The organism is Marinococcus sp. PL1-022 (assembly GCF_033845285.1).
Lineage (GTDB): Bacteria > Bacillota > Bacilli > Bacillales > Marinococcaceae > Marinococcus.
The window spans coordinates 452,313-472,820 of sequence record NZ_JAWXCX010000001.1 but is presented as its reverse complement, the minus strand read 5'-3'; the positions used below and the strand labels follow the sequence as shown (position 1 = coordinate 472,820).

Genomic DNA, 20,508 nt, shown 5'->3' with positions numbered 1-20,508 from the left:
TTATAACGATATTATTTTCAACTCGCAACCATTACAGCAAAAAAACTATAGACAATCCGCCCATTCTGCCAGTGTTTCCACTTGATAAGCAGGAGGAGTCTCTTTAGCTGCAGCAGCTTCCCTGCTGGTAATTCCTGTGTTCACATGAATTGTATCTATGCCTGCCCGTACCCCGGCGAGAATATCGGTATCATAATTGTCTCCGATTAAAGCCACTTCATCCTTGGACAGGCCGAGCGCCTGCATTGCCATGTCCACCATGATAGGCTGTGGCTTGCCGATAAAGATTGGTTTTTTCTGCGAAGCTGTCGTAACGACCGACGTAAGCGCGCCATTGCCAGGATGAAAGCCCTGCTCGGTGGGAACTGCCACATCTTCATTAGTGGAAATAAACATAGCACCGCTTCGTACCGCTACTGTCGCCTTACTCAGTTTATCGTATGTAATGCTGCGGTCCATCCCCATAACCACGGCATCCGGATTGGTTTCTGTAAAATAAAAGCCGTAGCTCCTCATTGCTTCCTGAAGTCCCTGCTCTCCAACAACGTACACCGTGGCAGAAGGCGTCTGTTCATGCAAATACCTGGCTGTCGCAAGGGACGTTGTCATCACCTGATCCGCTTCGCATTTAACCCCCATGCCCGCCAGCCGTTCAGCCACTGTTACGGGAGATGAGGTGGAATTGTTGGTCATATATAAATGCGGGATGCCTTTATCACGAAGCTGATTCACAAACCGCACAGCCTCCGGAATTGGTTCACTGCCCCGGTACATCGTTCCGTCCAGGTCAATTAAATAAGCTTTATACTTTTTCATGCCGTTTCCCTCCTTTATTCCTTCGTATCCTTTTCCTCCGGCAGGAAGGCTGATACTGGACCGAGCTCTTCCTCAAGATAATTTCTTACCGACGGACTCACCTTCTCCACTGCTGGCTCCGCTTCTTCGAGCACCTGGCTGATTTCGGCAAATTCAATAGAAGTAAATTCCTGCACGAGCTTTTTCCTGAATGCCACCAGCGGCTTCAGCCGGCTGATTACCTCCGCTTCAAGCACCTGTTCATCTTCAAGGATATCGACAATATCTTCATAGCTGCCCGGGTCCCTCATAATAAAACCATCAATCATCTGATTGCCGACGTCTATCAGCGCTTCAATCCATCCGTGCGCGAGTCTTTCGAGCGCCAGCTGCGTACCTGCCGTGCTTTCGTTTTTGATCTGGTTATATATACGCCCGAGCTGCTCCATATACTGCAGACGGTCTTCAATCTGTTTTCGGTCTACAAAATACATTCCTCTGCCTCCTTTTCTCCTTCTCTATGGTAGCATATCTCACCGCTTCTGCAGACAAAACCCTCGCTGAAGACGGCCCATAAATATGGTACGATGGTTAAGCATTTTGCAGGCTTTACATATGCATCTTCTTACAGGAAAGGATGAAATCTATTTATGGATAGAGAATTGGCGCTTGAAATTGTACGCGTTACCGAGGCTGCCGCCGTTTCTTCCGCCCAGTGGCTTGGACGCGGCAGAAAAATAGAAGCGGATGATGCTGCTACGACTTCAATGAGATCCATGTTTGATTCCGTGCACTGCCGCGGAACAGTCGTAATCGGGGAAGGGGAGCTCGACGAAGCACCTATGCTCTATATCGGAGAAGAAGTGGGAGACGGGGAAGGCCCTGAGGTTGATATTGCTGTTGATCCGCTCGAGGGAACAAACATTGTTGCGAGCGGCAGGGCCAACGCTGTCGCTGTCATTGCCATCGGAGACCGGGGCACACTTCTTCACGCACCGGACATGTATATGGAAAAAATTGCTGTCGGGCCGAAGGCTGCAGGGAATGTCCGCCTGGATGACCCGATCGAGACTACCATCGATACAATTGCGAAAACAAGCAACAAACGGGTCCGGGATGTGACGGTTATTATCCAGGATCGCGAGCGCCATCAGCAGCTCATCGACCGCGTCAGGGCCAAGGGCGCGCGGGTGAAGCTGTTTGGCGACGGGGATGTAGGTGCTTCTATCGCATCTGCGCTTCCGCGCACAGGCATTGATTTATTTCTCGGAACCGGTGGAGCTCCGGAGGGTGTCATCTCAGCTGCTGCCATTAAAGCACTCGGCGGAGACATGCAGGCACGCCTTGTACCCTCAGATGCCGAAGAAAAAGAGCGCTGCAGAGTCATGGGAATTACAGACACAAGCAGGGTGCTTCAGCTCTCTGACCTCGTTAAAGGAGACGATGCTATTTTTGCGGCGACCGGCGTTTCAAGCGGCGAACTGCTTGACGGAGTCCGTTTTCTTGGAGGAGACCTGGCCGAAACAGATTCCATCGTCATGCGCGCCAAAACCCGTACCGTCCGCTACATCAAAGCTCAGCATCACCTTGACTATAAACCTCATCTTCTTGCTGAAGAATAAACAAAAACCCCCGGCCCGGGGGTTTTTTACGTTACTGATTGTTCTGTTTCTTCCTCTGTTTCTTCCTTCTGCTCCTGGCGGACCTTCTTTAATACAAAATAGGCACAGCCAAAATTACAGTACTCCAGCAAGTAGTCTTCCAGGGTGCCGATTTTAAAATCGTGGGGGACTTTTTTGCGGTCGTTTTCAAAAAAACCGCGCATACGGAGCTGCTCATGCCCCCAGTCCCCAACGACATAGTCATACTTATTCAGCACTTCGCTGTAACGTTCTTTAAACGCTTCTTCATTCCAGCCGTCCCGAAAATCTTCAAGCAATTCATAACGCTGTCCCTGCACTCGAATCAATGAGCTCCCCCTCCTTTGATGAGCCCTGCCCTTCCAAAAGAAAAACCAGCATCCGAAAAGAGGAACTGGTTTTTCCAGGGACGGTCTCTCATTTATTGGTACTTGCTTGCTTCCATCTGTACCTGTGCTTCGTTCACCTGCTCATCAGCATGATAGGAGGAACGCACAAGCGGACCGGATTCACAGTGGCTGAATCCTTTTGTCATCGCAATTTCTTTCAGCTCCGCAAATTCTTCCGGCGTATAATATCTTTGTACTTTTAAATGCTTCTTCGTCGGCTGCAGATACTGGCCGATCGTCATAATATCAACGTCATGTGCCCGCAGGTCATCCATAGCCTGAATGATTTCCTCTTTTGTTTCTCCAAGGCCTACCATCAGGCTCGATTTGGTTGGAATATCCGGATGAAGCTCCTTGGAATACTGGAGGAAATCAAGGGAACGGCGGTATTTTGCACGGGCGCGCACCCGCGGTGTTAACCGTTCCACCGTTTCAATATTATGGTTCAGAATGTTCGGTCTTGCCTCCATTAAAATGTCCAGGTTTTCCGGGGTACCGGACATATCTGATGGCAGCACTTCGATTGTTGTGCCCGGATTTTTCCGGCGGACGGCTCGGATGGTTTCGGCAAACACTTCCGAGCCTCCATCTTTAAGGTCATCCCTCGCTACGGCTGTAATGACGACGTGCTTCAGCCCCATTTGTTCGACGGAATCCGCGACACGTTCAGGTTCGCCCCAGTCCAGTTCGTTTGGAAGACCGGTTTTTACAGCGCAGAAGCGGCAGCCACGCGTACAGGTATCACCAAGAATCATGAATGTAGCCGTTTTTCTGACTGCCCAGCATTCGTGGATGTTCGGACATCTGGCTTCTTCACATACCGTGTGAAGATTTTTCTCCCGCATCATTTTTTTCAGCCCTTTGTAGGACTCATTGGTGTTTAGTTTTATTTTCAGCCATTCCGGCTTGCGGACGTATTCTTCCGTTTTTGCCATGATGCTCTCACTCCCAGTTATGAATAATAAAAAGCCTGTTTATGCTCTATTTGTAGTATGTGTTTGATCAGACTGGCCAGCTTTTACTGTTTTCCTTTATACTTTAACACGTTCCACAGGTTCAGACAATTCATAGACGTTCTTCTTTACCACCCGCAAATCCGTTACCAGACGGGTACAGAAAAAGAAAGCATACAAAAAGCAGCCCGGCTGTTTTCTCCCGGACTGCTTCATTTTATTTTTGTTTCGAGGCTTTTTTTGCGTTTAAAAGACTTGCCACAAGACCGCCCCATATAATAACCATTCCTACGACCATTGTTATAATTGCTCCGGCTGTCAATTTACTCAGCCTCCTCTTTGGATAAGCCTTTCCAGCGTATGAGGGACATAATGATGCCTGCCGCTAAAGCAGCGAGGGCCACGGCCCAGCCGCTGGCGAAAATAAATCCGTCTGTATACCCTGCGTAATTTCCATTTTCGGTATCAAACTGGTTTAGAATGTTTTGCAGGAATAAATCGATCATCATATAACCAAGCACAATTGGCGTAATGATGCCAAGGCATACCTTCCACCAGCTGCCAAGGCGGATATCAGAAATGGCGTTGGCGTGCTGTTGAAATTCCGGGAGCTTGCGGAGCACCCATGCAATCAATACCACTTCCACCAGACCAAGCAGAGCCACGCCGAATTGATTGATAAAGTAATCGGCTGCATCGAGGAAGTTCAGACCGCCGCGGGTAGCAAATATCAGGGAACATAAGGCCGCTGCGCCGCCACCGATACCGACTGCTTTTCTGCGCGCCCAGCCGAATTTTTCCTGCAGGCCTTTAATGTACGTCTCGGCGATAGAAATAAGTGATGATAATCCTGCCAGGGCGAGCGACAGGAAGAAAAGAACACCAAACAGGCCGCTGAGCGCCGGAAATTCACTGATAATCTGCGGAAAGACGACAAAGGCAAGTCCGACACCGCCAGCTACCACTTCCTCCACACCGACATTCAGCTGCTGAGCCATAAACCCGAGAGCTGAAAAGACGCCGATCCCGGCAAGCAGCTCAAAGCTGGAGTTACTAAAGCCGGTAATAAAGGCATTGTTTGTAATATCTGACTTCTTCGGCAGATAACTGGAATAGGTGATCATAATCGCAAAAGCGATGGATAGACTAAAGAAAATCTGTCCGTATGCGGCGACCCAGACACCGCCCTGGGTAAGCGCCCCAAAATCCGGTTCAAAGAAAGCCTGAAGACCTTGTGCTGCCCCCGGAAGAGTGACTGCACGGATACAGATGATAAGAAAGATAACGACCAGCGTCGGAATAAAAATCCGATTTGCCAGTTCAATCCCGCGCTGCACCCCTTTAAATAATATGCCGAGCGCAATCGCCCAGACGATGATTAACGGAATAAGCACCCCGATCGTCATGCCGCCGAACTGCCCGGGAGCTGCCAGCTGCAGATAGTCGTTAAACAAAAATGCTTCGGTGTCTGCCCCCCAGCTTAAATTGAAGGAAAAAACGGTGTAGGACAAGGACCAGGCGATGATAACAGGATAATATGTAGAAATAACAAATGCTACCGCCACGGCCCACCAGCCGATCCACTCCACATTTTTGTTCATTTTTGAATACGTTCTTGGTGCTGCGCTCCGGTATTTATGGCCCATGGTAAATTCCATGATCAAAAGCGGAATACCCGCTGTCAGCAGCGCAAATAAGTATGGGATAAAAAATGCGCCGCCGCCGTTTTCAAACGCCGTAGCCGGAAAGCGCCAAATGTTTCCGAGCCCGATCGCAGATCCAACTGCTGCCATAATAAAGCCCGCACGTGTTCCCCATTGTTCTCTTGCAGCCATCAAGCTTCCTCCTTTATGTCTGTTACATGACTATGTGAACATCAGCCGATGCACAACTTTTGTCTGATAATTCATTATATTTATCTTTCTTTGCCTTGTCAAAGTGCATGGGAGAAAAGTTTTTTGTAATCGGTTACATAAACCAGATTTTATTTTATTCAGATAAATAAAATAACCTGCCGCAGCTAAAGACTGCGACAGGAATTTTAATGATTTTAACTGTTAGTTTTTCGTTTGTAGGTTACGTACCGGTGTGGATGCCTGTTTTTTTCATCCACGGGTCCTTCTTCCTTTTCAGCAATCTCCCATTCCGATTCATTCCATTCCGGAAAATACGTATCTCCCGGAACCTCGGCGTCAATATGGGTCAGATACATATAAGAGGCGTCGGGCAGCAGCTCTGTGAAAACCCCGCTGCCTCCGATAACGTAATACAGCTTCTCTTCCCCGGCGAGCCGGCGGATGTCCTCAATATCATTCACCACCTGTGCCCCTTCATGTGACCAGTCCGTATTTCCTGTGATAACGATATTTGTGCGTGATGGGAGCGGCCCGTTCATCGATTCAAATGTTTTCCTGCCCATAATAACGGTCCCGTGCTTTGTTACCTGTTGAAAATGCTTCAAGTCAGCAGGAAGATGCCAGGGGAGGTCATTTTTATATCCGATCACCCGGTCATTTGCGACTGCAGCTACAAATGCGATCATACAGACACCTCACCTTTAATATGCGGATGCGGGTCGTACCCTTCGAGAGAAAAATCATCAATGGTAAAATCAAAAATAGAGTCTACGTTCCGGGTAATTTTCATTTCCGGAAGGCTTCTCGGCTCACGCTCAAGCTGCGTTCTGATTTGTTCCACGTGGTTGTTATAAATATGAGCATCCCCGAATGTATGAATAAATTCTCCAGGCTCAAGGTCACACACGTGTGCGATCATTTGCGTTAAAAGGGCGTACGAAGCGATGTTAAACGGCACGCCAAGAAAAATATCTGCGCTCCGCTGGTACAGTTGGCATGACAGCTTTCCATCCTGGACGTAGAACTGGAACAGGCAGTGGCACGGTGCAAGCGCCATATCTTCGATTTCTGCTGCGTTCCAGGCGCTGACGATCAGTCTCCTTGAGTCCGGATTCGTTTTGATCACTTCCACCACGTCTGAAATCTGGTCGACCGTTTTGCCTCCTGCTCCTTCCCATGACCGCCACTGCTTGCCGTAGATTGGCCCTAAATTGCCTTCTTCATCTGCCCAGGCATCCCAGATTTTCACTTTATTTTCTTTCAGATAGGCAATATTTGTTTCTCCCTGTAAAAACCAGAGCAGCTCATGAATAATAGAACGCAGGTGCAGTTTTTTCGTAGTGATTACCGGAAAACCCTGCTGCAGGTCAAAGCGCATCTGCCATCCAAAGGTGCTGATTGTGCCCGTGCCGGTTCTGTCATCTTTCTTCCCGCCATTTTCGAGTACGTGACGGCAGAGATCTAAGTATTGTTTCACGTTTATGCCTCCCTATGTTTGTACTTCTATTACCGCATGACAGAAGCACCTTCAAGCTTAACAGCAAGCTGAAGGCATTCCATCTGCAGGCAAATTATCAGGACCTGGCTGTATACTGTTTTACCAGTACATCAGCCAGAATATCCCGCATCATTTCCGGCATATAGTATTGTTTCGATTCTGCGTTGGATAAGCCGGTGTATAACGGACCGAGCGTAAACATATCAAGCGTGGCCAGCTCATACGTTTCTGCGTGATCAAGCAGGTCATCTCCGATCCGGATACTCTGCACCGTCCATTCTCCGTATTCGTAGTCCGCTTCTATCTGCATGCCACTAAATACCATATGACCGAGCATCTCCCCGCGGAAGCCAAATCCCTTCAGCGGCAGACGGATCATTTCCTCCGTAAAAGCCTTCTTTACTACTTCTTCAAGCACATCCCCCTTCACCGCCACTACGCATGGGTTGATCGGATGAGGACACAGGCGGTGAATATCTTTCTTCGTCACCGGTCCTGCCGGCAGCGAATGAAGAAGCAGTCCTGAATTCAACATGGAAATTTCTGCTTTGCACCACTCCCGCAGCCCGTCGGCAAGAAGCGAGGCAAATGGAGAGTCCCGGGTCCATGACACCGATAGCGGCTCTGCAATCTCCGTCACTACTTCATTCATATCTTTATCAGCTTCGTCCTCAAGCGCTCCCAGAAGCCTTTCAGTGACTGCAGAAGGCTTTTGCCGGCGCATATCCACCGTTCGGCCAACAATGCCCGAGGGGCGCTGCGAACCTTCTTCAAACCGGAGTTCAAGTTCTCCAGCGTGCATACCAAATTTTCCGCACTGCGTAATCAACGTATTGTCCATCCATTCCGGTTCTTCAAGCAGATGGTGGGTGTGTGCTCCCAGAATAACATCAAAATCATAGGAGGAAGCGAGCTCTAAATCCTTCGGATAGCCCAGGTGCGACATTAAAACCATCACGTCCGACTGTTCCCGCAGCTCGGGCAGAAATGCTTCTATCACATGCTCAGGATCCGTGATCTTCCAGTCCAGTCCTTCATAAAACGGATAAAAAGGAACGGTCACGCCGAGCAGGCCGATCCGTACCCCTTCTTTTGTCGTATGGATACTATATGGCTCCGCCCATTCTGGACGGCGGCCGTCTGTGTCAAACAGGTTGGCCAGAAGCACCTGAAACCCGGCATCATCGTACATATGGTTCAGCTCTTCTTTTGAAAACGTGATGCCTTCATTATTCCCAATCGCAGCATACTGAATCCCTGCTTCATTCATCAGCTCCACATTTCCTTTTCCACGTGTAGCTTCTGTGACGGCGTGCACCCGGTCAGTGTGGTCCCCGAGATCCAGAAGAAGGACTGACTCCCCCCGCTCCTGCCGGAATTTTTCCCGTTCTTTTAAATATGCTGCTGTTCGTGTCCATTGATCCAAATCGCTGTGAATATCGTTTGTGTGGTACAGGTAAACAGAAAAACTGGAGGACAACAGGTCTCACCGCCTTTGTGCTCGTCTCCACATGCTGAGGTGCAGAAACGAGTGCATTTCATCTTCTTTTATCTTACTACGAATCACGGGTCTCGTCATTAAAGAGAGAAGTTTGTTTTGGAGTAAGGCCTTCGTATTCAATACCGGAAAGCTCGAGCAGCCGGCGTGCGTTCGGAGCCGCGTGGCGTTCGGAATTATTATTAAAAATCATATACACGTCGCTGCTTTCTTTCTGCAGCCTTTCCGCCCGTTCCTGCCATTCCTGAAGCTCTGCATCGGAATAATTATAGCGGTAGCGCACCTTCCGCCATTCCTGGCCGCGTGCCGGCTTCAGCCATGCGTTCCTGTCACGCCCGTGCAGACGAATTAACGTTTTGGAAGACGTGGTGGCTTCTTCAACAATCGGCACTGACCCGCCTTCGATCTGCGGTTCGTCCACCACCGAATGGATCCAGTCTTCATTTTTCATGAATTCGAGCGTTTTTTCCCGGAAGGTCGGATGAAACCATGATTCATGGCGGAACTCAAGAGCACAGGGGAATTCGTGCAGCTGATCTCTTAAGTAGCGGAGATAGTCCACATTTTCCCGGTTGCATTCAAACCAGGGCGGAAACTGGCAAAGCACCATCGCTAATTTACCTGCTTCCTTCATCGGACGTACCGACAGAGCGTACTGCTCGAACATTTCCTTTTTTGATTCATATTTGCTCGGACCCCGCTGGTGCCCGGTCATTTCCTGATAGGCCTTCATAATAAATTGAAACGAATCCGGCGTCTCCCGGAGCCATTTGTCTATATTTTTCTTCGGCTGAATAGCGTAGAAGGAAGAATCCACCTCTACAGTTGGAAAATATTTGCTGTATTCCTTCAGTTTATCAGTCTGCTTTAATCCTTTTGGGTAAAGGGAGTCGTGATCCCCCCAGCCGGTTAAGCCAACGTATATCATCATTTATTCACCTCCCTGTTCTTTTCACGTTCTTCTTTAAAATAAAACAAAAAAACTGCCCTTTTTAGAGCAGTAGCAGCTCTTTAAAGGACAGTTCCTATTTTTCGTACTGGGCAGAAAGATTAACCGATGGAGCCTTCCATTTCAAAGCTGATCAAACGGTTCATTTCTACGGCATATTCCATTGGCAGTTCTTTTGTGAACGGCTCAATGAAGCCCATAACGATCATTTCAGTTGCTTCCTGTTCACCAACGCCGCGGCTCATAAGATAGAAGAGCTGCTCTTCCGATACTTTGGATACCGTTGCTTCGTGTTCAAGAGCAATATTGTTGTTATAAATTTCGTTGTACGGAATCGTATCCGAAGTGGATTCGTTATCCATAATCAACGTATCACATTCGATTTTCGATTTGGAACCGTCGGATTTGCGTCCAAAGTTCGCAATACCGCGGTACGTTACTTTTCCGCCCTGTTTCGAAATGGATTTCGAAACGATAGTGGAGGAACAGTTAGGAGCCAGGTGCATTACTTTTGCGCCTGCGTCCTGATGCTGGCCGCGGCCGGCGATAGCGATGGAAAGAACAGTACCTTTCGCACCTTCACCGCGCATAATAATCGATGGATATTTCATCGTCAATTTGGAGCCAATGTTACCGTCAACCCATTCCATGGTGGCGCCTTCGTCTGCAACTGCCCGTTTTGTAACGAGGTTGTAAACGTTTGGTGCCCAGTTTTGGATCGTTGTATAACGGCAGTACGCATCTTTTTTCACGATGATTTCAACAACGGCACTGTGCAGGGAATCCGTGGAGTAAACTGGTGCGGTACACCCTTCTACATAGTGCACGGAGCTGCCTTCGTCTGCAATGATCAGCGTACGCTCAAACTGTCCCATGTTTTCCGAATTAATCCGGAAATAAGCCTGAAGCGGTGTTTCTACTTTTGCACCTTTTGGTACATAGATAAAGGAACCACCGGACCACACCGCGGAGTTCAGCGCCGAGAATTTGTTGTCGGACGGCGGGATAACTTTCGCAAAGTGCTCACGGAACAACTCTTCGTTTTCCTTCACTGCTGTATCTGTGTCTTTAAACACGATACCCTGATCTTCAAGCTCTTTTTCCATGTTGTGATATACAACTTCGGATTCGTACTGTGCAGATACGCCTGCCAGATACTTTTGCTCCGCTTCCGGAATACCAAGCTTGTCGAACGTGTTTTTGATTTCTTCCGGTACTTCGTCCCACGATTTTTCAGAACGCTCGGACGGTTTTACGTAATACGTAATAGCGTCAAAGTCCAGTCCGGAGAGATCGCCGCCCCATTGCGGCATTGGTTTTTTATAGAAGATTTCCAGGGATTTCAGACGGAAGTCGAGCATCCACTGCGGCTCTTCTTTAATTTTAGAAATTTCTTTTACAATTTCGTCTGTGAGGCCTTTACCAGAACGGAAGATGGAAACGTCTTTGTCATGAAAACCATACTGATAGTCTTCACCAATTTCCGGCATTTGTTTTGCCATATGAAAATACCTCCTTAGAGTCAGGAATAAATAATATCATTCCCGCTGCGTTTCAAGCACGTTGCTGTATTATGAACGGTTTTCTTCTTCCACTAACCCTTTTTCCATGGCTTTCCACGCAAGTGTCGCGCATTTAATACGGGCAGGAAACTTCGTTACGCCCTGCAGAGCTTCGATATCGCCAAGGTCGTATTTCGTATCGTCGATCTCTTCGCCCTGCATTAACTGCGAAAACATCTGCGCCATATCCAGTGCTTCTTCGACAGTATGGCCTTTGACAGCCTCTGTCATCATCGAAGCGGAGGACAAGCTGATCGAGCAGCCTTCGCCGACAAATCTTGCATCGGCAATTTTTTCTTCTTCCACTTTCAGCTGAAGCTGAATGCGGTCACCGCATGTTGGATTGTTCATGTTGACATGAAGTGTTTCCTCCTCCAGGTCACCTTTATTTCTCGGATTTTTATAATGATCCATGATGACCTGGCGGTAAAGTGTATCTAAATTATGCGAAGACATCACCGAAATACTCCTTTACTCTTATTAACCCCTCTGCCAAAGCATCAATATCTTCTGTGGAGTTATAAAGATAAAAACTGGCACGGGCGGTAGAAGCTACATCAAGCCACTTCATCAACGGCTGGGCACAGTGATGGCCGGCGCGTACCGCAATACCTTCCGCATCGAGCACGGTGGCGACGTCATGCGGATGCACGTCCTGCACGTTGAATGTCACAATGCCAGTCCGTTCCTTTGGCCCGTATATTTCCAGACCGTCCACCGCCGATAACTGCTTCAGCGCGTATTGGCCAAGCTCTTTCTCGTGAGCAGCAATGTTATCCAGGCCTATCTCTTTCAGGAAATCAATTGCTGCTCCTAAACCAATAGCACCAGCAATGATCGGTGTGCCCCCTTCAAACTTCCACGGGGTTTCCTTCCATGTTGAATCATAGAGCCCTACAAAGTCAATCATTTCGCCGCCAAATTCCACCGGCTCCATATTTTCCAGGAGAGATTTTCTGCCGTAGAGCACTCCAATGCCGGTTGGCCCGCCCATTTTGTGGCCGGAAAAGGCGTAAAAGTCCACGTCCAGATCCTGTACATCCACCTTCATGTGCGGAACACTCTGGGCTCCGTCCACGACGATAACCGCTCCGTGTTCGTGGGCGATAGCGGCAATATCTTTAATGGGGTCAACCGTGCCAAGTACGTTTGACACGTGACTGACCGCCACAATTTTTGTTTTTTCGGAAACGGCTCTGCGTACATTTTCTGCCGTCACCGTTCCGTCTGCTTCGAGCTCCACATACCGGAGCTGGGCTCCGTTACGTTTTGCTGCCTGCTGCCACGGAATAATATTGGAATGATGCTCCTTTTCTGTCAGGACGATTTCATCGCCTTCCTGCAGATGAGCGTCACCGTAGCTTGAAGCTACTGTGTTAATGCCGACTGTTGTACCGCGGTTAAAAATGATCTGCTGGGAGGAAGGGGCGTTGATGAAGGAGCGGACCTTTTCCCGTGCTCCTTCATACTCGTCCGTTGCCATGCTCCCAAGCGTATGCACGCCGCGGTGGACATTTGAATTATAACGGCGGTAATAATCACTGACCGCTTCGATTACCTGCAGCGGCTTTTGGGAAGTTGCCGCAGAGTCGAGATAGACAAGCGGACTTCCGTTTACCTCCTGCTGCAGTATAGGAAACTGTTCACGAATGGCTTTTACATCCATTAGTATACTTTCCTTTCGATAACCTCCGTCAGACGATCTTTCACAGCTTGAATTGGCAGTGCGTCCACTACTGGAGCGAGAAAGCCGTGAATAATCAGGCGTTCTGCTTCTGTTTGCGGTATACCGCGGCTCATCATGTAGTAAAGCTGAACCGGATCAACACGACCTACAGAAGCTGCGTGACCGGCCGTAACGTCGTCTTCATCAATAAGAAGAATCGGGTTCGCGTCGCCGCGGGCACGTTCACTGAGCATGAGTACACGCTCGGTTTGTTCCCCGTTGGCTTTGGTCGCCCCGTGTTCAATTTTGTTAACGCCGTTAAAGATAGCGGAGGCTTTGTCCTTCATAACGCCGTGAGTCAAAATCTGACCGTCTGTATTTTTGCCAAACTGGATAATATGGGCCCAGAAGTTCTGGCTCTGCTCTCCGCGTCCGATAGCCACAGATTTTTTGTCAGAAGTCGAACCATCGCCTACAAGTGCAGTCGTATTGTCCGACACTGTATTGCCTTCGTTCATCTGGCCGAGTGCCCAGTCGATGCTTGCATCTTTGAGCGCGTAGCCGCGGCGGTTGGTGTAAACCGTGGTTGCTTTCTCTAAGTGATCCACGCCGCCGAAGGAAACGTTCGCGCCTTCTTCTGCATAAACTTCTGCAATCGCGTTAACAACGGAAGGAGTCTCTGTATCATAAGAAACGTAGTTTTCAACGTACGTCACTTCACTGTTCGCTTCGGCTACAATGACCACGTGGTTGAACAGTCCCATATCAGCCTGTTCGAGCCAGTAGATTGTTTGAAGCGGAGCTTCGACCTTTACGTTTTTCGGCACGTAGATGAATGTGCCTCCGTTCATGAGCGCTACGTTAAGCGCTGTAAAGCGGTGCTCATCCACCTGCACGGCATTTCCCATGAAATAACGTTCAAGCAGATCGCCATGCTCAATGGCTGCCGTTGCGATATCTGTAAAAATAACGCCCTGTTCTTCAAGCGTGCTGTTTGTTTCATAAAAAACGGTCTGGCCGTCTCTTTGCACGAGAAGATTCTGCTGTGCAGCGTTTTTATCGATAAGTCCCTGCACCTGTTCGTGCAGTTCCTCAGACGAAGAAAAAGTTTCCTTCGGAGTGCCTTCGTGTTCAAATTCGGTAAAGTTCCATGTTTTAATATTTGTTTTTTCCGGCTTCGGCATTTCCAGCTTTTCTGCTAAACGGCTGGCGCTTAACCGCTGGTCCTTCAGCCACTTTGGTTCGTTCTGTTTAGCCGAGAAATCTTCAACGTATTTCTCGTCATATTTCCAAGTAGTATCTATAGACATTATTTCGCCTCCCCTGCTGTTAAAATTATTCCTGTGGTTCCCCAACGCGTTCGTTTTCAATGCCGAGTTCTTCCTTAATCCACTCATAGCCTTCGCTTTCGAGACGCTGAGCTAGTTCGGCGCCGCCGGATTTAACGATGCGTCCCTGCATCATGACGTGTACTTTATCCGGAGTAATGTAGTTTAAGAGACGCTGATAGTGAGTAATGATTAAAGCGCCAAAGTCCGGGCTTTTCATGTCATTTACGCCTTTGGAAACGACTTTGAGCGCATCGATATCAAGACCGGAGTCGATTTCGTCCAGGATAGCGATTTTTGGTTCCATCATGAGAAGCTGAAGAATTTCATTACGCTTTTTCTCACCGCCGGAGAACCCTTCGTTTAAGTAACGCTGGGAGAACGATTCGTCAATTTCAAGCATGTTCATTTTTTCGTCCATCTGGCGGATAAATTTCATCAGCTGGATTTCGTTTCCTTCTCCGCGCTTAGCGTTAATGGCCGAACGCATAAAGTCAGAGTTCGTTACACCGCTCACTTCACTAGGATACTGCATTGCGAGGAAGAGGCCTGCTCTTGCGCGCTCGTCGACTTCCATGTCGAGTACGTTTTCTCCATCAAGCGTGATAGTTCCTTTAGTGATTTCATATTTCGGGTGACCCATCACTGCAGAAGCAAGGGTGGATTTACCTGTTCCGTTTGGTCCCATGATTGCGTGGATTTCTCCGCCGTTCATTTCCAGGTCGAAGCCTTTAATGATTTCAGTACCTTCAATTTCTACATGCAAATTCTCAATTTTCAAGTTCGGCGTTGCCATTTTGCATACCTCCATATTTTGGAATCAAGCGGAAACCGCTGTTTTTTCTCTATTTATTATAATTATTATTTTATAACAAATGTAAAATGACTTCAAGCAAACTCGCTTTCTCTCCCGATATATTTCATTTTTTTGCTACTATATGGCAAAAAATCGCACGGGAAATAAATGAGAATACGCTCATTTCATTCTCAATAAAAGCGTTCATACAAAAAGGAGGGTGCCTATACAAACCAATTGCAGGAACGACCCTCCCTATTCAATGCTTTTTTTCATTCACTCTTACAGTATACCAAACCTCACTGAGAAGTAAAAAAGGAAAAACTCTTTCAATGAAGATTCTCTTCTATTTTTCCTCAATACAAAAAGCCGGACTCAGTCAACGAGTCCGGCCTGACCGCTATTCCTGCTCTGCAGGAATTACGGCTCCGTCATATTCTTCTTCAATAAATTCCTGGGTTTCATCCGACTGCAGCACATCTACAAGCGTCTGAATTGTTTCATTATCTTCGTCCTCTTCCCGGGCTGCTACCACATTTACATACGGATTATCCTCCGGACTCTCAAGCGCAATAGCGTCCTCCTGAGGATTCAGATCTGCATCAATTGCATAGTTGGAGTTGATGAAGACGGCATCCCCTTCGCCGTTATTGTACACCTGCGGAAGGGTAGCCGCGTCAATGTCCGCCTGGAACTGCAGGTTTTTCGGGTTTTCGGCAATATCGTCCACTGTTGCTTCAACGCCGGCGCCCTCTTCAAGCGTCAGCACGCCTTCCTGCTCGAGCATCTGCAGAATCCGGCCGTGGTCTGCCACTGAGTTACTCATGATGATTTCAGCTCCGTCCGGAAGGGCATCGAGGCTGTCATACTCCTGGGAATAAACACCGATTGGCTCGATGTGAATGCCGCCCATGTTGACGAAGTTAAAGTTTTCATTTTCCTCCATTTGATCTTCAAGGTAAGGAATGTGCTGAAAATAGTTTGCATCAATTTCTCCCGAAGCCAGCGCTTCGTTTGGAACAATGTAGTCGTTGAACGTTTCGATTTCAAGCTCCACATTTTCTTCTGCGAGCTGATCTTCGGCAAACTCCAGAATTTCTGCGTGCGGCACACTTGTGGCACCCACAGTAAGTGTCTCTGTTTCCTCGCCGGAGCCGCTGCCTGACTCTGAATCAGATCCGCAGGCCGCAAGCACGGCCGTGGAAAGTAATGAAACGCCAAGTAGTGTTTTTTTCATGAAAAATTCCCCCATAATATAATATTTATCGTTTATCTATCTGTCTCGTCCAAATATCGCCAATCCATTGCAGGATGAAGACAATAACAAGAATCAGCACTGTAGCAACAAATACCACTTCATTGTTGTTGCGCTGGAACCCTTCCTGGTACGCAAGGTTCCCGAGACCACCGCCGCCTACAACACCGGCCATGGCAGTATAGCTGACCAGTGTGATGCCTGTTACGGTGATACCGGAAATCAAGGACGGCAGGGCTTCAGGCAGAAGCACCTTCTGAATAATCTGCCACTGGCTCGCTCCCATCGCCTGTGAGGCTTCAATAACGCCCTTGTCCACCTCTCTCAGACCAATCTCCACCAGGCGGGCGTAAAACGGGGCGGCACCGATAATCAGTGCCGGCAGTGCCGCGCTCGGTCCGAGCATCGTGCCAATCAAAAAGGTTGTAAACGGAATAAGCAGAATGATCAGGATAATAAATGGAATAGAGCGGAAAATATTAACGATCGCTGCTGTCACCGTATGCACCGGCTTGTTTTCCCACATGTTTCCTTTATCTGTTAAATACAGCAGTACCCCGAGTATCGTACCGAGTAAAAATGTGGCTGCCACGGCAATCAGGCTCATATAGACGGTTTCCCACGTAGCAATCCACATGTTTTCCCAGTTTATTTCTGCTGTCAAATTATTAAGCACGCTCCATCACCTCTGCTTCTATCTCTTCTTCGCGGAGGTAGGCCAGCGCCTTATCGATTTCTTCGCTGCTGCCTTTGATGCGGATGAAAAGGGAACCGTAGCTGCCGCGCTGCGTCTGGGAAATTTTTCCCTGAATAATGTTTACATCCACATCAAACTGGCGGATGACCTTGGAAATAAAGGGCTGTTCGGCTTTGTTTTCCAAAAACTTCAGCTGGACCACCGTGCCGCTCTCTTCTTCGTTAAATACAATTTCCGAAGCATCTTCCTCCGGCTCTGTAATCTGGCGGACAAATTCTTTCGTCATATGCTCCTTCGGTTTCCGGAACACCTGAAGTACGGGTCCTTCTTCAACAACTCTGCCGCTCTCCATTACCGCCACCCGGTGACAGATTTTACGGATCACATGCATTTCGTGCGTGATCAGAACTATGGTCAGTCCGAGCTTTTTATTAATATCTGTGAGCAGCGCCAAAATGGAATCCGTTGTTTTCGGATCCAGTGCCGATGTCGCTTCGTCGCACAGCAGCACCTTTGGATTATTAGCCAGGGCTCTCGCAATACCAACCCGCTGCTTCTGACCACCGCTCAGCTGGGAGGGATAGGCATCCTCACGGCCTTCAAGACCGACGAGGTCAACCAGCTCCTGAACCCGTCTGCTTCGTTCCTGCTTTGACTGTTTTGCTATTTCGAGCGGAAAGGCAATGTTTTCTGCCACCGTGCGGGACCACAGCAGGTTAAAGTGCTGGAATACCATGCCTATTTCCTGGCGTGCACTGCGCAGGGACTGCCCTTTCAGAGAAGTAATGCTTTCTCCTTCAATGGTTACTTCACCACTGGTAGCCGTTTCGAGCTTATTTAACAGCCTCACAAGCGTACTTTTGCCCGCACCGCTGTAGCCGATAATTCCGAAAATTTCTCCTTCATCAATAGAAAGGCTGACGTTATCTACGGCGGTAACAGTCTGTGTTTTTGTCTGAAAGGCTTTAGATAAACCTTTTAATTGGATCATACCGCTCTCTCCTTCATCGCTTTTCTTTATCTTTATTAAAACGATGTAAATAGTATGTTTTAAATCGTCATGATTCCGGTAGTTATTCTTTTTCCATACCGGACCATAAAGAAAAAACCCTTCTGCACACGAGCAGAAAGGTTTTAAAGGATCCTTTCCACTCATCTTGCAGACACATATGCCTGCAGGAATTGGCACCATGTCTGCTTATGCAGACTGGTTGCCGGGTTTCACAGGGCCAGCCCCTCCACCTCTCTTGATAAGTGAACGATGATTATCCGTTCATATTTGACGATGCTATTGATAATAGCACCTTTGCCTATAAGCGTCAACCTTTAGTTTCCATTTCTAAAAAACTGCAAAGCAGCCATACGGAAAACGCCCATAAAAAGAAGCCGCCCTTCAAAAGGACGGCTTCTATGTAAATCAGTATTAATCATCACTTACCATGTCTGAATACTGGGCTGGTGACATCAGGTCGTCCAATTCACTTTCATTGGAGGGTTCTACAACGATCATCCAGGCTTTTTCATATGGAGATTCGTTGACGAATTCAGGAGAATCATCCAGATTTTCGTTAATTTCTACGACCTTTCCTGTAACCGGGGCGTAAAGCTCTGATACCGTTTTAACGGATTCTACACTTCCAAACGGCTCTCCTGCTTCAAGTTCATCTCCCACTTCCGGAAGCTCTACGAATACAATGTCGCCAAGCTCGGACTGGGCGAAATCTGTGACACCGACACGGAGACGGCCGTCTTCCTTTTTAACCCATTCGTGTTCTTCTGAATACAAAAGTTCGTCTGGTACACTCATACATAATCATCCTCCTTCAAATAAATACTATTACGATTTCCACTTTTCCTCAAAAGCTGGTTCCTTAAACCCAAGGGTGACACTCTCGCCGTCTGTCACAATAGGCCTTTTCAAAAGCATCCCGTCAGAAGTCAGCCATTCCAGAACCTCTTTTTCAGATGCTTTCGGAAGCCGGGTTTTCAGATCCATTTCCCGGTACTTCTTTCCGCTTGTGTTAAAGAAATGCTTCCACTCAAGCCCTTCCTGTTCTTTCCATACTTTTAATTCTTCCTTCGAAGGGGGATGTTCCACAATATGATACTCTTCAAAAGAAATATCCTCTGCTTCCAGCCACTTTTTTGCTTTGCGGCATGTACCGCACGGGGGATACCCGTAAAAAGTAAGTGCCAATTGCCAAGCCTCCTCCACACGCGTTCTTCCCTCTTATTGTAGCGGAAACCCTCCTGATTGGAAAGTTTCATTTTGCTTTTTACTGCCGGAAAAAACCGCTAATACCTGCTCAGACAAACGGATGAATTTAAAAGCAAAGGGAGCTGTTCATGTTTATATTAATGATCCAATATTCAAAACCGGCCCTTTCCGAAAGGATGAATTCCATCCCGAATCTCCCGGCACAACAGCAAGTATACGAATATATACTGGATGATCCAGAGGAGATGTTAACGCTAAAAAAAAATGAATTTTTTTAATATGAGTCCAATACGCATCATATCCGGCTTAGAAGTTTTCCTTCTTATTTAATTATTAAAAATTTTCCGTTTCTAATGTTTATTCCTTTTTAAGCCGGGAATGTGTCTGACTGACTGAGGATTTAATCCTTGGTTAAAATATAAAGGAGGTATTTGGAACAATGGCAGTCGATAAATATCCATCCAGACAAGGCGACCATAAGGAAATCATGAACCGGAAGGATCCGGTAGTCCACGGAAACGCCGGCTATGATGGCCCGTTGCAGCAGAAGGAACTGGACTTTTACGACGAGAACGGCTACCTCATGCTCCAGAAGCTGTTTACCGATGAGGAAGTCGAGATGATGAAAAAGGAACTACGCGAAACGATGGAGCGCAACGAACAGCGCGACGCGCCCGACGTGATCAAGGAGCCGAACAGCAACGAAGTCCGCTCCGTGTTTGAAATCCACAAGGACAGCGGGTTCTTTGAGATGCTCGCCAAAAACGAACGCATTGTCAAAGCCGCCGAGCAGATCCTCGGCAGCCAGGTGTACATGATGCAGTCCCGGATAAACTTTAAGCCAGGCTTTAAAGGTAAGGAGTTCTACTGGCATTCGGATTTTGAAACCTGGCACATGGAGGACGGCATGCCGGACATGCGTGCGCTCAGCTGCTCGATCATCCTGACGGACAACTACGAGTTCAACGGCCCGCTCATGCTGATCCCCGGCTCGCAGAAATGGTACGTGTCCTGCCCGGGCATCACGCCGGAGGACAACTTCAAGCAGTCGCTGAAAAAGCAGGAGACCGGCGTGCCGGACAACGAAAGCATGGAATGGCTCACGGAGCAGGCCGGCGGCCAGATTGACCGCGCGACCGGCCCGGCGGGCTCGGTGCTCTTCTTTGACTGCAACACGATGCACGGCTCGGCCGGCAACATCTCGCCGTATCCGCGCAGCAACGTCTTCTTCGTGTTCAACTCGGTGGAAAACAAGCTCGTGGATCCGTTCAGCGGCCAGGAGCCGCGGCCGGAATTTCTGGCCAACCGCCAGGACACTTCCGCAATCCAGCCAAGCTCGGATCGTCTTTCGCACAGAACTTCCACTTCTGCAAAATAAGACGCAAAAAGCATCCGGTTTTTCCGGATG

At 48.2% G+C, this 20,508-nt stretch carries 22 protein-coding genes and 1 riboswitch; of the genes, 2 read left to right on the top strand and 20 right to left on the bottom strand.

The window, feature by feature from the left end:
- Positions 1 to 45: 45 nt before the first annotated feature.
- Both SIC45_RS02480 and SIC45_RS02475 read right to left on the bottom strand, forming a co-directional pair.
- Positions 46 to 816 (bottom strand): TIGR01457 family HAD-type hydrolase, encoded by a 771-nt coding sequence (locus SIC45_RS02480; RefSeq protein WP_319630953.1) that lies wholly within the window; start codon positions 814 to 816, stop codon positions 46 to 48.
- A 14-nt stretch (positions 817 to 830) separates the two neighbouring features.
- Positions 831 to 1,289 (bottom strand): DUF86 domain-containing protein, encoded by a 459-nt coding sequence (locus tag SIC45_RS02475; RefSeq protein ID WP_319630952.1) that lies wholly within the window; start codon positions 1,287 to 1,289, stop codon positions 831 to 833.
- A gap of 156 nt (positions 1,290 to 1,445) precedes the next feature.
- Between SIC45_RS02475 and glpX the strand changes: the two genes are divergently transcribed.
- Positions 1,446 to 2,417, top strand: coding sequence for a class II fructose-bisphosphatase (gene glpX, locus SIC45_RS02470; RefSeq protein ID WP_319630951.1), 972 nt, complete (start codon positions 1,446 to 1,448; stop codon positions 2,415 to 2,417).
- Between the two features lie 26 nt (positions 2,418 to 2,443).
- Here glpX and SIC45_RS02465 read toward each other — a convergent pair whose 3' ends face one another.
- The 18 genes from SIC45_RS02465 to SIC45_RS02380 form a co-directional block, all read right to left on the bottom strand.
- Positions 2,444 to 2,755: a YutD family protein gene (locus SIC45_RS02465; RefSeq protein ID WP_319632915.1), complete on the bottom strand. Its 312-nt coding sequence runs from the start codon at positions 2,753 to 2,755 to the stop codon at positions 2,444 to 2,446.
- 101 nt (positions 2,756 to 2,856) lie between these two features.
- Entirely contained in the window at positions 2,857 to 3,780 is a 924-nt protein-coding gene (lipA, locus tag SIC45_RS02460; protein ID WP_298785395.1) for a lipoyl synthase, read from the bottom strand.
- Between the two features lie 214 nt (positions 3,781 to 3,994).
- The gene (locus SIC45_RS02455) at positions 3,995 to 4,099 is read right to left on the bottom strand and encodes a methionine/alanine import family NSS transporter small subunit (RefSeq protein WP_022793941.1); all 105 of its coding nucleotides are present in this window, start codon (positions 4,097 to 4,099) and stop codon (positions 3,995 to 3,997) included.
- 1 nt (position 4,100) lies between these two features.
- Entirely contained in the window at positions 4,101 to 5,612 is a 1,512-nt protein-coding gene (locus SIC45_RS02450; RefSeq protein WP_298785236.1) for a sodium-dependent transporter, read from the bottom strand.
- A 215-nt stretch (positions 5,613 to 5,827) separates the two neighbouring features.
- Positions 5,828 to 6,319, bottom strand: coding sequence for a dihydrofolate reductase (locus SIC45_RS02445; RefSeq protein ID WP_319630950.1), 492 nt, complete (start codon positions 6,317 to 6,319; stop codon positions 5,828 to 5,830).
- The gene (locus SIC45_RS02440; protein WP_319630949.1) at positions 6,316 to 7,110 is read right to left on the bottom strand and encodes a thymidylate synthase; all 795 of its coding nucleotides are present in this window, start codon (positions 7,108 to 7,110) and stop codon (positions 6,316 to 6,318) included. Before SIC45_RS02440 ends, SIC45_RS02445 begins: the two co-directional genes overlap by 4 nt.
- A gap of 97 nt (positions 7,111 to 7,207) precedes the next feature.
- Positions 7,208 to 8,611, bottom strand: coding sequence for a bifunctional UDP-sugar hydrolase/5'-nucleotidase (locus tag SIC45_RS02435; protein WP_319630948.1), 1,404 nt, complete (start codon positions 8,609 to 8,611; stop codon positions 7,208 to 7,210).
- A gap of 76 nt (positions 8,612 to 8,687) precedes the next feature.
- Positions 8,688 to 9,557 carry a DUF72 domain-containing protein gene (locus SIC45_RS02430; RefSeq protein ID WP_298785394.1) on the bottom strand — a complete coding sequence of 290 codons (870 nt, stop codon included), beginning with the start codon at positions 9,555 to 9,557 and terminating at the stop codon, positions 8,688 to 8,690.
- 122 nt (positions 9,558 to 9,679) lie between these two features.
- Positions 9,680 to 11,080: a Fe-S cluster assembly protein SufB gene (gene sufB, locus SIC45_RS02425; protein ID WP_091616367.1), complete on the bottom strand. Its 1,401-nt coding sequence runs from the start codon at positions 11,078 to 11,080 to the stop codon at positions 9,680 to 9,682.
- Positions 11,081 to 11,149: 69 nt separating this feature from the next.
- Complete coding sequence (gene sufU, locus SIC45_RS02420) at positions 11,150 to 11,596, bottom strand: Fe-S cluster assembly sulfur transfer protein SufU (RefSeq protein WP_091616365.1); 447 nt, start codon at positions 11,594 to 11,596, stop codon at positions 11,150 to 11,152.
- Positions 11,583 to 12,806: a cysteine desulfurase gene (locus tag SIC45_RS02415; RefSeq protein WP_319630947.1), complete on the bottom strand. Its 1,224-nt coding sequence runs from the start codon at positions 12,804 to 12,806 to the stop codon at positions 11,583 to 11,585. Before SIC45_RS02415 ends, sufU begins: the two co-directional genes overlap by 14 nt.
- A complete protein-coding gene (gene sufD, locus SIC45_RS02410; RefSeq protein ID WP_319630946.1) occupies positions 12,806 to 14,116 on the bottom strand; it encodes a Fe-S cluster assembly protein SufD in 1,311 nt (436 codons plus the stop codon). Before sufD ends, SIC45_RS02415 begins: the two co-directional genes overlap by 1 nt.
- A 25-nt stretch (positions 14,117 to 14,141) precedes the next feature.
- Positions 14,142 to 14,930: a Fe-S cluster assembly ATPase SufC gene (gene sufC / locus SIC45_RS02405; protein WP_298785228.1), complete on the bottom strand. Its 789-nt coding sequence runs from the start codon at positions 14,928 to 14,930 to the stop codon at positions 14,142 to 14,144.
- Positions 14,931 to 15,330: 400 nt separating this feature from the next.
- A complete protein-coding gene (locus tag SIC45_RS02400) occupies positions 15,331 to 16,167 on the bottom strand; it encodes a MetQ/NlpA family ABC transporter substrate-binding protein (protein ID WP_319630945.1) in 837 nt (278 codons plus the stop codon).
- A 25-nt stretch (positions 16,168 to 16,192) separates the two neighbouring features.
- Complete coding sequence (locus SIC45_RS02395) at positions 16,193 to 16,861, bottom strand: methionine ABC transporter permease (RefSeq protein ID WP_319630944.1); 669 nt, start codon at positions 16,859 to 16,861, stop codon at positions 16,193 to 16,195.
- Positions 16,854 to 17,873 carry a methionine ABC transporter ATP-binding protein gene (locus SIC45_RS02390; RefSeq protein ID WP_319630943.1) on the bottom strand — a complete coding sequence of 340 codons (1,020 nt, stop codon included), beginning with the start codon at positions 17,871 to 17,873 and terminating at the stop codon, positions 16,854 to 16,856. The genes SIC45_RS02395 and SIC45_RS02390 overlap by 8 nt, the downstream gene beginning before the upstream one ends.
- A 158-nt stretch (positions 17,874 to 18,031) precedes the next feature.
- Positions 18,032 to 18,139: riboswitch (SAM riboswitch) on the bottom strand.
- 166 nt (positions 18,140 to 18,305) lie between these two features.
- Positions 18,306 to 18,689 carry a glycine cleavage system protein GcvH gene (gene gcvH / locus SIC45_RS02385; protein WP_298785225.1) on the bottom strand — a complete coding sequence of 128 codons (384 nt, stop codon included), beginning with the start codon at positions 18,687 to 18,689 and terminating at the stop codon, positions 18,306 to 18,308.
- A 30-nt stretch (positions 18,690 to 18,719) separates the two neighbouring features.
- On the bottom strand, positions 18,720 to 19,079 hold the full coding sequence (locus tag SIC45_RS02380) for an arsenate reductase family protein (protein WP_319630942.1): 360 nt from the start codon (positions 19,077 to 19,079) through the stop codon (positions 18,720 to 18,722).
- 460 nt (positions 19,080 to 19,539) lie between these two features.
- Here SIC45_RS02380 and thpD point away from each other — a divergent pair, with 460 nt between their 5' ends.
- Positions 19,540 to 20,478 carry an ectoine hydroxylase gene (thpD, locus tag SIC45_RS02375; RefSeq protein ID WP_319630941.1) on the top strand — a complete coding sequence of 313 codons (939 nt, stop codon included), beginning with the start codon at positions 19,540 to 19,542 and terminating at the stop codon, positions 20,476 to 20,478.
- Positions 20,479 to 20,508 lie beyond the last annotated feature (30 nt).

Bases quoted from the DNA above. Each gene is read 5' to 3' on its own strand.
- sufU (WP_091616365.1), bottom strand. From the start codon at position 11,596: ATGTCTTCGCATAATTTAGATACACTTTACCGCCAGGTCATCATGGAT.
- gcvH (WP_298785225.1), bottom strand. From the start codon at position 18,689: ATGAGTGTACCAGACGAACTTTTGTATTCAGAAGAACACGAATGGGTT.
- SIC45_RS02430 (WP_298785394.1), bottom strand. From the start codon at position 9,557: ATGATATACGTTGGCTTAACCGGCTGGGGGGATCACGACTCCCTTTAC.
- SIC45_RS02480 (WP_319630953.1), bottom strand. From the start codon at position 816: ATGAAAAAGTATAAAGCTTATTTAATTGACCTGGACGGAACGATGTAC.
- SIC45_RS02400 (WP_319630945.1), bottom strand. From the start codon at position 16,167: ATGAAAAAAACACTACTTGGCGTTTCATTACTTTCCACGGCCGTGCTT.
- SIC45_RS02390 (WP_319630943.1), bottom strand. From the start codon at position 17,873: ATGATCCAATTAAAAGGTTTATCTAAAGCCTTTCAGACAAAAACACAG.
- glpX (WP_319630951.1), top strand. From the start codon at position 1,446: ATGGATAGAGAATTGGCGCTTGAAATTGTACGCGTTACCGAGGCTGCC.
- sufD (WP_319630946.1), bottom strand. From the start codon at position 14,116: ATGTCTATAGATACTACTTGGAAATATGACGAGAAATACGTTGAAGAT.
- sufC (WP_298785228.1), bottom strand. From the start codon at position 14,930: ATGGCAACGCCGAACTTGAAAATTGAGAATTTGCATGTAGAAATTGAA.
- SIC45_RS02445 (WP_319630950.1), bottom strand. From the start codon at position 6,319: ATGATCGCATTTGTAGCTGCAGTCGCAAATGACCGGGTGATCGGATAT.
- thpD (WP_319630941.1), top strand. From the start codon at position 19,540: ATGGCAGTCGATAAATATCCATCCAGACAAGGCGACCATAAGGAAATC.
- SIC45_RS02475 (WP_319630952.1), bottom strand. From the start codon at position 1,289: ATGTATTTTGTAGACCGAAAACAGATTGAAGACCGTCTGCAGTATATG.
- SIC45_RS02450 (WP_298785236.1), bottom strand. From the start codon at position 5,612: ATGGCTGCAAGAGAACAATGGGGAACACGTGCGGGCTTTATTATGGCA.
- SIC45_RS02415 (WP_319630947.1), bottom strand. From the start codon at position 12,806: ATGGATGTAAAAGCCATTCGTGAACAGTTTCCTATACTGCAGCAGGAG.
- sufB (WP_091616367.1), bottom strand. From the start codon at position 11,080: ATGGCAAAACAAATGCCGGAAATTGGTGAAGACTATCAGTATGGTTTT.